Source organism: Nocardiopsis sp. NPDC050513 (assembly GCF_044457925.1).
Lineage (GTDB): Bacteria > Actinomycetota > Actinomycetes > Streptosporangiales > Streptosporangiaceae > Nocardiopsis.
In genome coordinates this window covers 210910-225469 of the sequence record NZ_JBITHK010000006.1, presented here as the reverse complement: position 1 = coordinate 225469, position 14560 = coordinate 210910, and the positions used below count along the sequence as shown (strand labels likewise).

Genomic DNA, 14560 nt, shown 5'->3' with positions numbered 1-14560 from the left:
GCCTGACGTCAAGCTGAAGCGCTCGCGGAGGGACACCCCCGTCCCGGCCACCGACACCCCCTCGGCCCGGGGACCGAAGGCGTTCTCCTGTCCTGGTCCGGAACCGAGCGCCGGTCCCGCGCCGGTCCCCTCACGGGAGCCCGCCGTCCCGGTGCGTGCCGCGGATCCGCCCCCGCGCGTCCGATGGTTCCCTGGCAACCGTTCCCCCGCTTTCCGAACTGGACTCTCCCCGTTCAATCCGGCCGTCGGCGCGTCCCCGTCCTCCACGGGCGGAACCGTTCTCCCCGTGCGTCCGTCCCATTCATGACAGCAGGGTGAGCCGAATTCGGGAAGAGGTGCCCGTCGGGCTGTGGACAACTCAGGGTGTGGTCGCTCGTCAACGCCGCTCTAGCAACTTCAGTCACACGAGTCTCAAAGCGCGCGAAAACCCATAAAGCACTCACTAGTAATAGAGCGTACATAACGCCTGTGTTGCGAAAGCAGCGAACCGTGTTATCCGCCCGGGATTCGCGCATCAAGGTGAATGGCCGAGACCAATGACCGGGGAGTGTCGGGTGACGGAGCCCCGCAGTGACAGTCCTGTTGGACAGCTCGGAGAGGCGAGGTGTTTCGCTGACCTGATCAGAGCGGAGTGGACCGGCGGCGGTGGCCGCCGCCGCCCGGTCATGGTCGTGGAGGGCGGCCACGGCCACGGCAAGACCCACCTGCTGCGGTGGATGGGCGCCAACCTCAGGGAGCGCGACATCCCCTACGCCCACCTCGACCTCGCGGATCCCCGCTACTACTCCGACGTGGCCGCGGTCCTCACCGACCTGGTGTCCGTGACCGCCAACGGCCTCGGCCACCACCGCAGGTACTACGGCCGCCTGGAGTTCCCCCGCCTGTGGATCGCCCTGCTCGCCCTGCGGCTCGACCTGGGGGACGGCGATCCGGGCGGCGAACGAGAGCAGGTCGAACAGGTCCTCCAACGGGTCCGCGCCCAGGACCGCGGCAGCCTGAGCTGGTTGGGCGACCGGCTCGACCGCGCCCGGGACCTCATCCCGCCCGCCGAACTCCTCGGGCCCGAGGGCGCCGTCCTCGACATCTCCCGCTGGGTCGCCTCCGTCGCCAGCCTCGGCGCCGCGGGGGCCGACCGCGCGGTCACGTGGTTCCGCACCCGGGACCGCGGCCGCAACGACGGCGAGGTGGACTCCCTCGTCGCCCTCGCCCACAGCGCCCGGGAACCCGACCGGGCCGACCCCACGCGCGGGCTCACCAACCGCCAGATCGTCACCGCCTTCCTGTGCGACGCCCTGCGCGCCGACATGCGGCACGCGCCCAGGCGCGTCCACGCCCTACCCACGCCCGTGATCCTGCTGGACAACGCCCACCGCGGCGTGGGACCCGAACTCGTCCAGGCCCTCACCCAGGTGCCCGGCAGCGCCGACCCCGAACCGCTCACCGTCGTCGCCGCCGGCAGGGACAGCCTGCTCCGCGCCCTCCCCGAACCCCGGGACGGGATCGGGGAGGACGCCGCCTGGACCGCCTTCCGGATGTCCGCCCTGACCGCGCGGGACACGGGGCGCCTTCTCGCGGAGCGGACCGACGGCGAGGTCGCCGGGGACCCGGCCGAACGGCTGTGGGAGTTCACCGCCGGACACCCCGCCGCCACCGTCCGGCTGGTCGAGGCCTGGACCGGGGTTCGGGGCCGCGGCCTCCACGAGGCCCTCGCGCACGCGCCCGCCGACCCCGGCACGGGACGGGCCTCGACCCGCACGACCGAGGAGCGGATGCTCGCCGACGTGCTCGGAGCCGCCCTCACCGACCTTCCCGAGGACCTCCGCGAGGCGCTCACCACCTGCTCCGCCGCGAGGGACATGGACGCGGGGCTGTGGCTGTACCGGGCCCAGGACCCTCCCCGCACCGTCGGCGAGAACGAGCTGCGCGCCCACCCCCTGTGGGACGGCGAACGCACCACCGTGCTGCGCCGCCTGCTGCTGCGCAGGCTGGCCCGGCGCGCCTCCGGCGGCCCCCACCCGGACTGGTCCACCACCCACCGCCTCCTCGCCGACTACTACCAGGGCGCCGACCCGGACCCGGAGCGCGCCACCGAGAGCGAGATCTACCACCGCCTCTGCGACGGCCAGCTCCTCCGCGTCGCCTGGCACTTCGAGGGCTGGCTCAAGGCCCCGGACATCGGCGGGGCCGCCTGGGTCCGGCGGCTCCGCACGATCACCGGCGCCCCGATGCGCTCCCGTCCGGCGCCGCCCCTCCACGAGACCTGGCGCCGGATGTGGACGGAGGAGATCGGCGAGGGCACGTCCGCCGAGACCGAGGCCTGCCTCAAGCTCGTCGCCGCCCGCCGCATCCTCGGCGACCCCGACATGTTCCGCACCGACCACCTGCACGCCGTCTGCTCCCAGGCGCTGACCGAACTGTCCCAGTACTGCCCCTCGGGCCAGAGCCACCTCCTCGACGAGGCCAGCGCGCACCTGGAGTACTGGCGCCGCTTCCACGGCACCGCCTGAACCCCGTCCGGGCCGCGTGCGTTCCGGCGGCGTCGACCTCCCCAGACACCGGAAGGAAGTCCAGACCATGGCCGAACAGGAGAGGAACCCTGCGGGTGGCGGGGTCGTCATCCCCCGACCCCAGCGGTTCCGCCGTCTGCGACGACTCGCGCCGGCGCTCGCCGTAGCCGTCGTCCTGGCGCTGGCGGCGGGCACGGTCGCGGTGTGGGACCGGTTCGCCTGCGGCGGGCCGGGCAACGGCGTGCGGTCGGTCCAGGGGCAGTGCGTGGGCGTCAGCGACGGCGACCACGTCTTCCACGAGGACTTCGCCGAGATCCAGGCGCTCATCGCCGCCGAGAACGCCCGGGTGGCCGAGGAGGGCGGAACGGTGGTCAGGATCGCCTTCCTGGGCACACTCACGTTCGGCGACGTGAGCCCCATGGACCCCGGCCGCATCCGCAGGGCCCTGGAAGGCGCCTACACCGGGATGATGCGCGCCAACCACTCGCACGACTTCGGCGACCCCAGCCCCCGGATCCAGCTGGTCCTCGCCAACATGGGCGCCCAGCAGGAGCACTGGGAGACGGTCGTGGACGACCTCGTCGCGATGTCCGCCGAGCCGGTCCCCCTCGTGGCCGTCGTGGGCATGGGCGTGAGCGTCGAGTCCACCCGGGCGGCCGCCGAACGCCTCGCCGAGAACCAGATCCCCATGGTCTCCTCCGCGGTCACCGCCGACGGCCTCGACCACTTCGAGATCCCCGGTCTGCTCCGCGCCGCCCCCAGCAACTCCGAGTACGTGCGCGCGCTCCGGGGCTACCTCGACGCGTTGGAGGAGACGCCGCGGGCCACGCTCGTCTACGACACCACCGAACCGGACCTGTTCGTCAGCACGCTCCGCGACGCCTACCGGACCCGGCTCGGGGAGTACGTCACCGGTCAGGCGCAGGAGTTCAGCGGGACGACCGTGGGGGACGCCCCCCGGGCCGGACTGTTCAACACCGTGACCCTCAACGTGTGCGCGGCCGGGACCGACACCGTGCTGTTCGCGGGGCGCACGCCCGACCTCAACGCGTTCCTCGACTCCCTCGCGGCCCGGGCCTGCGCGGACACCCCCGTGCGGGTGCTGTTCGTCGTCACCGGCCTGAGCGCCCTGGCCGACGAGGAGCTGATGGCGACGCTGGAGGAGAGCCGGATCACCCTCGTCCACGCGTCAGGCATCGACCCCCGCTGGGCGACCGGCAGCCCCGACGTGGACGTTCCCCCCGGCTACGCCGCCTTCAGGGCGGCCTTCGCGGAGGAGGTGACCGACGACCCGTCCGCACTGGACAACGGCTACGCCCTGGTCAACCACGACGCGTTCGCCGTGGCGGCCTCGGCCGTGCGCACCACCAACGCCATGGAACTCGACGGCCCTCCGCTGCCCTCCGACGTGTTCGACCAGCTCATGCTGCTCAACAGCGCCCACGAGGTCCCGGCCGGGGCCGGAGTGCTCAGCTACGGTCCCGAACGCGGCGGCGAGGCGGTCGGCCGCTACGTGCCCGTCGTCGAACTTCCCCTGGAGGAGGACCAGCCCCAGGAACGGCCCTACGTCATCGGCGGGTGATCCGGAGCGCTGCGGGGCCGTCAGGGCCCCACCAGGGGAAGCCGGAGCGTGAACGTCGTTCCCTCGCCGAGGGCGCTCTCGACCGAGACCCTCCCGCCGTGCAGTTCGGTCAGGTTGCGCACGATGGACAGCCCCAGGCCGCTTCCCCCGGTCTGGCGGCTGCGCGACTTCTCCGCCCGCCAGAACCGGTCGAACACGTTCGGCAGGTCCTCGGCGGCGATGCCCGTCCCCGTGTCGGCGACCTCGAACACCGCCTCGTCCCCCTCGGGGCGGACCCGTACGGTGACCGTCCCCTCCGAGGTGTGCCGCAGGGCGTTGCCGAGCAGGTTGCCCACGGCCTGGAACAGCCGTGTGCGGTCGGCCCTGAGCACGACGTCGGACGTCTCGGTGACCAGCTCCAGCCCCGCCTCGTCCGCGCGCAGCCGGTAGCTGGCCGCGACCTGTTCGACGAGTCCGCGCGCCTCCACCAACTCGAGGGACAGCCGCAGCTTGCCCGCGTCCGCCAACGCCAGGTCCCGCAGGTCGTCGATGATGTCCTGGAGCAGCAGGGTCTCGCCCACCAGCATCTCCATGCGCTCCGGCTCCAGGTCGGCCACCCCGTCCTGGACGGCCTCCAGCCACCCCCGCAGGTTGCTCAGCGGCGTGCGCAGCTCGTGCGAGACGTCGCTGACCATGGCCTTGCGCTGGTCCTCCAACCGCTCCAGGTGCTCCGACATCTCGTTGAACGCGGCGGCCAGTTCACCGATCTCACCGGAGTCGCGCACCTCGACCCGTGCCGCTCCCCGCCCCTGGCGCATCCGCGTCACGGCGTCGGTCAGCGCGCGGACGGGACGCACCAACCGCGTCGAGACGGCCACGCTCACCCCGACCGTCAGCACCAGCACCAGCAGGACCACACCGGAGACCCGCAGCAGGCCCTCACGGGAGAGGGAGGGCGCGGCGGCGGTGCCGGCGGACGGGTCGTCGATGAAGAGGAGGGCCGCCGGGGCCACGTACGGGCGGAGCAGTTCGCGGCGGGCGCTGGCCACGCACTCGGCGGCGCGCTCGTCCAGTCCGGGTGAGACCGTCGCGAACGGATTGTTCGGATCCTCCGGCACCCCGGAGCCGTCGGGAGCGTCGCTGGCCACCGGGGTCGGGGCCCACAAGGCCTCCTCCTCGGCCCGCCGCTCCGCCTCTTCCTCCTCCGCCTGCGCTGCCTCCCGGTCCAGCGCCGCGTCCTCGGGCGGGCCCGCACTGGGCTCCTGCGACGGGTCCCCCTCCTCGGACGGCCAGCCGGGGTCGGTCCCCGGGGAGGGGTCCCGCGGCGCGCGGGCGTCGTCGCCCGGATCGTCCGCGGGTGAAGGCGGAACGGGAACGGCCACGGCCGTCCCCCGCGACCAGTCCATGCGGAACGCGACCTCGGGCGCGTCGGTGTCCAGGCAGCTCCCGGTGAGATCGCTCAGCCGTTCCAGGACGGTCGCCTCGCTCCCGGTGGGCGCCTCCAGGTCCTCGAACCCGCAGTACTCCGCCGCGAACGCGACGTCCTCACCCCCGTCCGCCGTCGCCAGGTACGGGCGACCGCTCGGCGCGGTCTCCACCGTGGCCGAGAGCCCCCACTCGTCACTGAGGCAGCCGACGGCCCTCGCCGCGACGTCCTCCAGACGCGCGCGGTCCGCGTCGTCGAGCGCGAACGGTCCGACCGCACGGGCGTCCACACGGTCGGACCCCTCCGACACCAGGGTCACGTCCACCGCGAGCGGGTCCACGACGGATGAGGCGCGCGGTGGGAGCGGCGCCTCCGATCCGGTTTCCGAGTCGGCGAGGAGGCGTCGGTTCTCCGTGGCCAGGACGATGCGCCGTCCCGTCTCCTCGGCGAGCTCGCCCACGGTCGCGTCGACGGCGTCCCAGTCGGGATGGGTCGCCGCGTAGCCGACGAGGGTGTCGTGGATGCGGGTGTCGGCGGCCAGCGTCTCGCCCTGCTCCGAGCTGATCGACTCCGACGTGCCCTGGACCGCCAACCACGCGGTCGCCGTGATGGAGCAGACCGCGACGAGCACGGAGCTCGCCAGCATGCGCGCGAGCAGGCTGTGCCGCAGCGCGCCCCTACGGCGCGCCATCGACCGAGCCGTTCAGTTTGTAGCCGACGCCGTAGACCGTGACGAGCAGCGCGGGTTTGCGTGGGTTCGGTTCGAGCTTGCGGCGCAGGTTCATCACGTGGACGTCGATCGTGCGCTCGGTGATGAAGCGGCTGACACCGTGGATGTGCTCCAACAGCTGCGCCCGGCTGAACACCCGCCCCGGCTGGGCGGCCAGCGCCGCGAGCAGTTGGAACTCCGCGGGGGTGCAGTCGACGGGTTCGCCGTGGAGCTCGACGGTGTGCTGGTCGGGGTCGACCGCGAGCGGTCCGGTGCGCATGACGCGGTCGGTCCGTTCGACACGGCGGCGGGACCGGCGCAGGAGGGTGCGTACGCGTGCCATCAGCTCGCGCGGGCTGTAGGGCTTGGTGACGTAGTCGTCCGCGCCGAGGTCGAGCCCCGTCAGCAGGTCCTCCTCGGTGGAGCGTGCGGTGAGCATCAGGACCGCCACGTCGGACTCGGCCCGCAGCGCGCGGCAGGCGTCCAGACCGCTCATGACCGGCATCATCACGTCGAGGATCACCAGGTCGGGGCACTCCCGGTGGTGTTCGGCGACCGCGGCTCGGCCGTCGTGCACCACACGCACGACGTGGCCCTCGTGCTCCAGGTAGCGCCGGATGAGGTCGGCCTGGTTCGTGTCGTCCTCGGCGACGAGCACATGGGCGCACACGGGGTCCTCCGCTCGCTCGTGGGAACGCTGGCGCGGCTCGATCGTACGCCGCGCCGAAGGAAGCGGACACGCCGGCGGAAGTCGCCCGGGAACACCCCCCAGGTCAGAACACGGTTCCCACACGGCGAGCACACAGGATCCACACATTCGTACGCCATGGTTCATAACCGTCCGGCCGGGCGACACCGACCCGGACGAGTCCCCGGCGTCCCGGCGCGGACCACCGCGTCCGAGGGCCGCCCCCCGCCACACGAACCCGGATGGTTCCCCATGCGTCGATCCGCACTGCTTCCGCGCCCGACCCGGCCCGGACCGCGCGCGGCCCTGCCGCCCCTGGTGACGGCCTCGCTCCTGGCCGCCCTCACGGCGTGCTCGTCCGCCGCACCGGACGAGGAGGGCGGTGGTGGCGCTCCGGACACCGCGGAGGACGCGGCGGCGGGGGCCACGATCGCCACGGTCGCGGGCGACGCGATCGACGTCCGCACCGAGCCGGGCGGCGACGAGGTCCTGGAGACGCTGGCGAGCCCGAACGACTTCGGCGAGGACCGGACGTTCCTCGTCGAACGCGTCGAGGGCGACTGGCTGGAAGTGCTCCTGCCGATCCGTCCGAACGGCAGCACGGGGTGGGTGCGCAGCGACGAGGTGACGCTGACCAGCACCGAGTACCGCGTGGAGGTCGACATGTCGGGGTTCGCGTTCACCGTTCTGGAAGGAGAGGAGGAGGTGCGCTCGGGAACCATCGGCACGGGGGAGAGCGAGACGCCCACCCCGGCGGGCCGCTACTACTTCACCGAGCTGCTCGAGCCGCCGGACCCCGAGGGCCCCTACGGCGTCTACGCCTTCGGGCTCAGCGGCTTCTCCGACACGTTGGAGCAGTTCGCGGGCGGACCCGGCCAGTTGGCGGTGCACGGCACCAACGACGAGGACGCCCTGGGCCGCCAGGTGAGCCACGGGTGCATCCGCGTCTCCAACGACGACGTCACCTGGATGGCCGAGAACCTGCCGATCGGCACCCCGGTCGAGATCTCCGCGTGAGGAGCGGTCCCGGTTCCGCGCGTACGGGGGCGGAACCGGGACCGGAGGCGGGCGGAGACCGCTCCGTCCGCCGTGAACCACCACAGACAACGCAACGAAAGGTCGATCATGCGACTGAAGTCCTTCTTCCTGGCCGCCGGAGTCACCACGCTGGCGCTCTTCGGCGCCGCGCCCGCCCTGGCCGACGGCTCCGGGGCTCCCCCCAGCGGGCTGGAGGAGTGCCGGGAGACGGTCCTGGAGCGGGCCGAGAGCATGGGGTTGAACGAGGAGCGCGTCGCCGAGCTGGAGGCCCGGTTCGGGAGCCCGCGGGACTGCGCGGCGGTCTGGGACGAGCTGGAGGCCGAGCGGGAGGAGCGGGAAGCCGAACTGGAGGCCGAGCGGGCGGAGCGGGCGGAGCGGGAGGCCGAGCAGCAGGCCTCCCCCTCGCCGGACCCCGCCGAGGATCCCGCCGCGTCCGGTGAGAACCCCACCGCGCGGCCCGGCGTCGGCCCGGACGGCAGCCCCATCGACCCCGCCGACCCCGCCCGGCCCCGGCCCGCGGACCCCAACTACACCGGCTGACGCCGGTCCCGGAACCGGGGCGCGCTGACAGGGGCGGGAATCCTCGACGCGGCGCGCCCCGACCGTGGGACCCACCGGCGGGGGTCGGGTCCCACACGCCCCCGGCGGCCCCGCGCGCCGGTCACTCCAGCGGCCGCGGTGGTCCTCCGGCCATCCGGCCGCCGGGGGTCCCCTCGCACGCGACATCCCTCCACCGGCCGTCCTGGGGAGGGATGTCGTTCGTGCGTAGCAGAATCGGTGCCCGTGACCCACACGACCACCCCGTCGCACGGGGACGACGACCTGGACCGGGCGCGCGGCGGGGACGACGCCGCGTTCGCCCGCCTCGTCGCCCCCCTGCGCCGGGAGCTCCACGCGCACTGCTACCGCATGCTCGGCTCGGCGCACGACGCCGACGACGCCCTCCAGGACGCCCTCGTCCGGGCCTGGCGCGGCCTGGAGGGCTTCGAGGGGCGCTCCTCGCTCCGCTCGTGGCTGTACAGGGTGGCCACGCGGGTGTGCCTCGACGCCGCCGAGCGGCGCGGACGGCGGGCACTGCCCGTCGACCTGGGCCCGGCCAGCGACGGGGCGGTGGTCGGCGACGCGCCGCGGACCGAGGTCGCGTGGCTCGGCCCCTACCCGGACACCGGCCTCGACGCGCTGCCGACGACCCCGGACGCCAGGTACGAGCAGCGCGAGGCCGTGGAGCTCGCGTTCGTCGCCGCGCTCCAGCACCTGCCGGGCAACCAGCGCGCCGCGCTGCTGCTCTTCGAGGTCCTGGGGTACTCGGTGGCCGAGATCGCCGGGACGATGGGCACCACGACCGCGTCGGTCAACAGCGCCCTCCAGCGGGCGCGCCGCGCCGTGGCCGAGCGCGTTCCCGCCCGTACGCAGCAGCGGACCCTGCGGGAGGTGGACGACGCGCGCCTGCGGGAGGTCGTGGAGGGCTACTCGTCCGCGTTGGAGAACGGTGACGTGGACGCGTTCGTCGCCCTGCTCACCGAGGACGTCACCTGGTCGATGCCGCCGATGCCGCACTGGTACCGGGGGCGCGCCGCCGTCACGGACTTCGCCGTACGGGTCCCGATCACCGGGTGCGGGAGCTGGCGGACGCTGCCGACGGAGGCGAACGGCCAGCCGGCGGTCGCCGGGTACCTGTGGGACGACGGAGCGGGCGTGTACGCGGCGTGGTCGGTCACGGTGCTGACGCTGGACGGGGACCGCGTGTGCGCGCTGACGTCGTTCGTCGGGCGCGAGCACTTCGCGCTGCTCGGGTTGCCGGACGCCCTGCCCGCGCCCGGGTAGGGCGTCCGGCGGCCAGGGCCCCGCCGGGCGCGCCCCTGCCGGGGCCCGCCTCGGAGGCGCCGGGGGCGGTGGCGGGTGGTCAGGGCGCCAGGCGGCGCACGGCGACGACGGTGTCGGTGACGGTGGCGGTCTCCCCGTCGGGCCCGGTCGCCTCGCGCCGCGGGGTGTCGAGGCGTTCGGGCCGCCATGCCGCGGGGTCCAGCGCGAGCGCGTCGAAGACCTCCTCCGGAGCGGGGAAACGGGTGTCCTGGCCGGAGCTCCAGGACCAGGGGCGCTCGGATCCGTGGTCGACGACGAGGAGCAGACCGCCGGGCGTCAGCGCCCGTGCGGCCCGGCGGAGGACGCGGGCGCGGGGAAGTGCGAACGGGGTCTGCAGATAGTGCGCGTTGACCAGGTCGAACGAGCCCGCGGGGAAGGTGCGGGCGAGGTCGTGCCGTTCGACGGTCAGCCGCCGTGCGACGGCGGCGCCGGCGGCGGACGCGTGCGAGGCGGCCCGGGACAGGGCGGTCGCGGAGATGTCGGCGGCGGTGACCCGCCAGCCCCGGGCGGCGAGCCAGACGGCGTCCCCGCCCCCACCGCTGCCCAGGTCGAGCGCGGTGCCGGGCGCGATCGCGTGCGCGGTCTCGACCAGCACCGGGTTGGGACGGCCCGACCAGTGCCGTTCCTCCCGCTGGGTGTGGAGCCGCTCCCAGAAACGTGCGGCCTCGTCGGGATTCCGGTCCGCGTCGGGACTGTCGTCGGTCATGGCTGTGCCGCCTTCCTCCGGACCGTGGTCGGCCCGGTTGCAAGAATTCATGCCGTTCCGGCAAGGTGGTGGGTATGGACGAACTGAGGGAGACCCTCGCCGCCGTCGGTCCGCGGCTGCGGGAACTGCGGCGGCGGCGGGGGATCACGCTGGCGGCGCTGTCGCGGACGACGGGGATCTCGGAGAGCACGCTGTCCCGGTTGGAGAGCGGTGACCGGAAGCCGACGCTCGAACTGGTGCTCCCCCTGGCCCGTGCCCACGGAGTCGCCCTGGACGAGCTCGTGGGCGCCCCGCAGACCGGCGACCCCCGCGTCCACCTGCGACCGGTGCACCGGCCCGAGATGACGTACATCCCGCTGACCCGCCGGGCCGGCGGCATGCAGGCGCACAAGCTCGTCATCCCTCCCCGGCCCGACCGGGCCGAGCCGGAGACGAGGACGCACGAGGGCTACGAGTGGGTCTACGTCCTCGAGGGCCGCCTCCGACTGGTCCTCGGCGACCAGGACCTCGTCCTCGTCCCCGGCGAGGTCGCCGAGTTCGACACGCACGTGCCCCACTGCCTGGCACCGGCCGACGACCGGCCGGTCGAACTGCTGGTGCTCTTCGGCAGCCAGGGCCAACGCGCCCATCTGCGAGCCCGGACCACGTGACCGCTGGGGGGCGCGGACGGCCCCGGGACTAGGCGTGCGCGCTGTTCCCGGCGAGGCGGCGGGTGAGCGCGGCGCCGGTGTCGGCGGCCACCAGGTCGGCGTTGACGGCCGCGGCGGCCCGCACACCGGCGGCGGCCGCGCCCGGGACCCCCTCCAGGACCTCGGACACGTTCCCGGCGACCCACACACCGGGAACGGAGGTGAGCCCGCTGGCGTCCGCCGCCACCTGCTCCCCGACGGCCATCGGGTGCTCCGCGGCGGTCAGTCCGAGGCCCGCGAGGACGTCGTCCCGGGCCTCGAACCGGGGAGCTACGACCAGCGCGCTGATCGGAATCCGCGGCCCCGAGGCCAGTCGCACTCCGGTGAGGCGGTCGCTTTCGACCTCCAGTCCGGCGACCTCCCCCTCGACCACCGCGATGTCGCGGGCCGCGAGCTTCTCCCACGCTTCGTCTGCCAGGTCGCCGACGGTGTGCCGGAACAGGGTGACCTCGTCGGACAACTGGCGGAACAGCAGCGCCTGGTGGACGGACGCCGGGCCGGTGGCCAGCACCCCGATGGCCTGGTCCCGCACCTCCCATCCGTGGCAGTAGGGGCAGTGCAGCACGTCCCGGCCCCACCGCTCGCGCAACCCGGGGATGTCGGGAAGCCGGTCGACGAGCCCCGTGCTCACCAGGAGCCGCCGGGCCCGGAAGCGGCTCCCGCCCGCGGTCTCCACCAGGAAGCCGTCGCCGTTCCGGCTCGCGGTGACCGCCCGGTCGGGGACCACGCGGCCGCCGTATCCGGTGACCTCCTCCCGTCCCACGCGCAGGAGTTCGTCCGGGGCGATGCCGTCCCTCGACAGCAGGCCGTGCACTCCGGACGCCGGGGCGTTGCGGGGCTCGCCGGAGTCGACGACCACGACGGACCGCCGGGACCGGACGAGGGTCACCGCGCCGGACAGGCCGGCGACTCCGCCGCCGACGATCACGACGTCGACGTCACTGGGGTTGTTCGCGCTCTCAGTCATACCGGCATGGTCGTCCGGCGCCCGCGAACGGGGCAAGTGTTCATGCCGTTTCAGCAAGAACGCGGCCGTGCCGGTCCGGAGGGCCCGGATCCTGCGGCCCGGGGGACGGCGGGGCCCACGGCTCGGCCCTCCCGGACGGCGCGGAGGCCCTGCGCGCCGCCATGCAGGCGGTCGGGCCCGCTCCGGAGGGCACTTCGGCGTGTCCGGGGCCGCTGCCACCCTCCGCCGAGCCCGCGTGTCCGGCGCCGGATCTCAGGCCGTGACATCGCTCTGCGACCTCACCAGTGCCCTGTAGGGGCCGGGGCGGCCGACGAGATCGTCGTGCCGCCCCGTCTGGACGACCCGCCCCTCCTGGAGAACGACGATGAGGTCGGCGTTCACGACGGTGGAGAGGCGGTGGGCGATGATGACCCTCGTGCACGCCAGTCCGTCCAGGGTCGCGGCGATCATCGCCTCCGTGACCGTGTCCAGGGAGCTCGTCGCCTCGTCCAGGACCAGGACCCTGGGTGCCCTGGCCAGGGCCCGCGCGATGGCTATGCGCTGGCGCTGGCCCCCGGACAGACTTCCCCCCATCTCCCTCACCTGGGTGTGGTAACCGAGCGGCATCACCTCGATGTCCCCGTCGATCTGCGCCTCGCGCGCGGCCCTGTGGACGGTCTCCGGATCGGCGTCGGGCAGACCGAAACGGATGTTGTCGGCGATCGACCTGTTGCTGAGTGAGATCTCCTGCGGGACGTAGGCCACGTGCCGGTAGAACCACCCCGCGTCGATACCGGTCAGTGGAACGCCGTCGTACCTGATCTCGCCGGCACCCAGCGGATAGAGACCCATCAGCAGCTTGCCGAGCGTGCTCTTGCCCGAACCGGTGCTCCCCACGACCGCGACCCGGGCGCCGGCCGGGACCTCGAAGGACACGTCCTCCAGGACCGGCACCTTGGAACCGGGGTAGGCGAACCCCACACCGCGCAGAGAGATCTCCCCGGTGACGGGTGGTTTCCGGTCGCCCGGCATCTCGTTGCCCGCGGGATGGTTGAGGATGTCCCCGACCCGCTCCACCTGCGCGTTCGCAGTGATCAGCTGGGTGAAGGCCCCGGACAGGGACGTCACCGTGCCCAGGCCGGTGGAGGTCAGGGTCTGCACGGCCACGGCGGACCCCAGGTCCAACCGCCCCTCGTGGACCAGCCACAGCCCCGTGACCAGGACGACCAGCGGACCGAAGACCTGGAACGCGGAGTACGCGCCGGAGGCCGCCCCCTGGATGACGATCCGCCTCCAGGTCTGCTTCACGGCCTCGGCGTAGACCTTCCTCCAGTTCTCGAAGAAGGGACCGGTCATCCCCGACACCTTCAGCGTTTCGATCGAGGTCATGGCCTCCAGTTGGATGCTGGTGGACTCGGCGCCGGCGCTGATCTCGCGGTCGATCACCGACCGGATCGGCCGGTAGGAGACCACGGCGATCGCGACCATGCAGAGGAAGACCGCCAGGGCGACCGCTCCGAGGAGGGGGGAGCGGTAGAAGATGTAGCCGAAGACGACGAACAGGCTGCCGACGTCCAGCAGAACCGCCGTCGCCTGGCCGGAGACCATGTCGCGCACCGAGGCGATGCTCGCCAACCGGTACATGAGCTCCCCCTGGGACCGGCCCGCGAAGTACTTGTAGGGCAGGGTCAGGAGTTTCCCGAACGCCTTGCCCATCATCTCCTCGCCCAGACGCCTGATGACCGTCGCCAGGAACAGGCTCCGCAGCAAGGAGATGAGGTAGTAGAGCACCAGGGGGACGGCCATCATGGCCAGGAGCGGTCCCAGGGGCGCATCCGTGAAGTACGCACTGTGGCCGTTGATCGCGACCTGGACCCCGAGGGGCACGCACAGAATGAACGCGTAGAGGAGCAGCGACAGGGCGAGGACCTGGGCGAGGGCCCGCCTCGCCCCCGTCAGCGACCGCAGGAACTCCCACCACACGCTCGGATCCCGGTGGACGACCGGGACGTAGGCGTCGGTGGGCGTCGCCTCGATGACGATACCGCTGTAGTGCTCCTCGAACTCCCGGATCGGGTACCTGCGGCGTCCCGAGGCGGGGTCCACCACGGTGACCGTGCTGCCCGTGACCTCCTCCAGGACCACGAGGTGGTTGTCGTTCCAGTGGGCCACCAGCGGGAACTGGAGCTCGTTGAGCTTGCCGATCCCCGCGCGGAACGCCCGGACCCGCATGCCGTACCCGCGCAGGATCGTGGCGACCTCCCGGAGTGAAAGGCCGTCGCGCCCCGTCTCGTGGTCGCGTCGCAGCGGTGACACCGTTCCACGCGAGCCGTAGGCCGACAACACCATCGCGACGCAGCAGAGGCCGCACTCGGTCTGGGTGAACTGCTGGACTTCCCGCACACGCCGTACACGCATCGGTGCCCT

General features: G+C 73.2%; 11 protein-coding genes. 6 read left to right on the top strand and 5 right to left on the bottom strand.

The window, feature by feature from the left end:
- The first annotated feature begins 554 nt into the window (after positions 1-554).
- Both ACIBFB_RS13250 and ACIBFB_RS13245 read left to right on the top strand, forming a co-directional pair.
- On the top strand, positions 555-2507 hold the full coding sequence (locus tag ACIBFB_RS13250) for a hypothetical protein (protein ID WP_397229615.1): 1953 nt from the start codon (positions 555-557) through the stop codon (positions 2505-2507).
- A 67-nt stretch (positions 2508-2574) separates the two neighbouring features.
- The gene (locus ACIBFB_RS13245; RefSeq protein ID WP_397229613.1) at positions 2575-4089 is read left to right on the top strand and encodes a hypothetical protein; all 1515 of its coding nucleotides are present in this window, start codon (positions 2575-2577) and stop codon (positions 4087-4089) included.
- A gap of 20 nt (positions 4090-4109) precedes the next feature.
- Here the strand turns inward: ACIBFB_RS13245 and ACIBFB_RS13240 are convergent, their stop codons facing one another.
- Positions 4110-6185, bottom strand: a complete 2076-nt coding sequence (locus tag ACIBFB_RS13240) for a sensor histidine kinase (RefSeq protein ID WP_397229611.1) — start codon at positions 6183-6185, stop codon at positions 4110-4112.
- Positions 6172-6873, bottom strand: a complete 702-nt coding sequence (locus ACIBFB_RS13235; protein WP_397229609.1) for a response regulator transcription factor — start codon at positions 6871-6873, stop codon at positions 6172-6174. The genes ACIBFB_RS13240 and ACIBFB_RS13235 overlap by 14 nt, the downstream gene beginning before the upstream one ends.
- Before the next feature lie 270 nt (positions 6874-7143).
- On the opposite strand from ACIBFB_RS13235, the gene ACIBFB_RS13230 reads away from it, so the two are divergent.
- The 3 genes from ACIBFB_RS13230 (at position 7144) to ACIBFB_RS13220 (ending at position 9753) form a co-directional block, all read left to right on the top strand.
- Positions 7144-7908, top strand: a complete 765-nt coding sequence (locus ACIBFB_RS13230; RefSeq protein WP_397229607.1) for a L,D-transpeptidase family protein — start codon at positions 7144-7146, stop codon at positions 7906-7908.
- Positions 7909-8016: 108 nt separating this feature from the next.
- On the top strand, positions 8017-8469 hold the full coding sequence (locus ACIBFB_RS13225; RefSeq protein WP_397229605.1) for a hypothetical protein: 453 nt from the start codon (positions 8017-8019) through the stop codon (positions 8467-8469).
- Between the two features lie 243 nt (positions 8470-8712).
- Positions 8713-9753, top strand: coding sequence for a sigma-70 family RNA polymerase sigma factor (locus ACIBFB_RS13220; RefSeq protein ID WP_397229603.1), 1041 nt, complete (start codon positions 8713-8715; stop codon positions 9751-9753).
- A gap of 79 nt (positions 9754-9832) precedes the next feature.
- On the opposite strand, the gene ACIBFB_RS13215 is transcribed toward ACIBFB_RS13220, so the two are convergent.
- Positions 9833-10498, bottom strand: coding sequence for a methyltransferase domain-containing protein (locus tag ACIBFB_RS13215; RefSeq protein ID WP_397229602.1), 666 nt, complete (start codon positions 10496-10498; stop codon positions 9833-9835).
- 74 nt (positions 10499-10572) lie between these two features.
- Here ACIBFB_RS13215 and ACIBFB_RS13210 point away from each other — a divergent pair, with 74 nt between their 5' ends.
- Positions 10573-11148, top strand: coding sequence for an XRE family transcriptional regulator (locus ACIBFB_RS13210; RefSeq protein ID WP_397229600.1), 576 nt, complete (start codon positions 10573-10575; stop codon positions 11146-11148).
- A 28-nt stretch (positions 11149-11176) separates the two neighbouring features.
- On the opposite strand, the gene ACIBFB_RS13205 is transcribed toward ACIBFB_RS13210, so the two are convergent.
- On the bottom strand, positions 11177-12154 hold the full coding sequence (locus ACIBFB_RS13205; RefSeq protein WP_397229598.1) for an NAD(P)/FAD-dependent oxidoreductase: 978 nt from the start codon (positions 12152-12154) through the stop codon (positions 11177-11179).
- A gap of 252 nt (positions 12155-12406) precedes the next feature.
- Entirely contained in the window at positions 12407-14551 is a 2145-nt protein-coding gene (locus ACIBFB_RS13200) for a peptidase domain-containing ABC transporter (protein ID WP_397229596.1), read from the bottom strand.
- Positions 14552-14560 lie beyond the last annotated feature (9 nt).

Excerpts from the sequence above, each read along its gene's own strand:
- ACIBFB_RS13245 (WP_397229613.1), top strand. The coding sequence starts at position 2,575 with ATGGCCGAACAGGAGAGGAACCCTGCGGGTGGCGGGGTCGTCATCCCC.
- ACIBFB_RS13225 (WP_397229605.1), top strand. The coding sequence starts at position 8,017 with ATGCGACTGAAGTCCTTCTTCCTGGCCGCCGGAGTCACCACGCTGGCG.
- ACIBFB_RS13210 (WP_397229600.1), top strand. The coding sequence starts at position 10,573 with ATGGACGAACTGAGGGAGACCCTCGCCGCCGTCGGTCCGCGGCTGCGG.
- ACIBFB_RS13240 (WP_397229611.1), bottom strand. The coding sequence starts at position 6,185 with ATGGCGCGCCGTAGGGGCGCGCTGCGGCACAGCCTGCTCGCGCGCATG.
- ACIBFB_RS13200 (WP_397229596.1), bottom strand. The coding sequence starts at position 14,551 with ATGCGTGTACGGCGTGTGCGGGAAGTCCAGCAGTTCACCCAGACCGAG.
- ACIBFB_RS13215 (WP_397229602.1), bottom strand. The coding sequence starts at position 10,498 with ATGACCGACGACAGTCCCGACGCGGACCGGAATCCCGACGAGGCCGCA.
- ACIBFB_RS13230 (WP_397229607.1), top strand. The coding sequence starts at position 7,144 with ATGCGTCGATCCGCACTGCTTCCGCGCCCGACCCGGCCCGGACCGCGC.
- ACIBFB_RS13205 (WP_397229598.1), bottom strand. The coding sequence starts at position 12,154 with ATGACTGAGAGCGCGAACAACCCCAGTGACGTCGACGTCGTGATCGTC.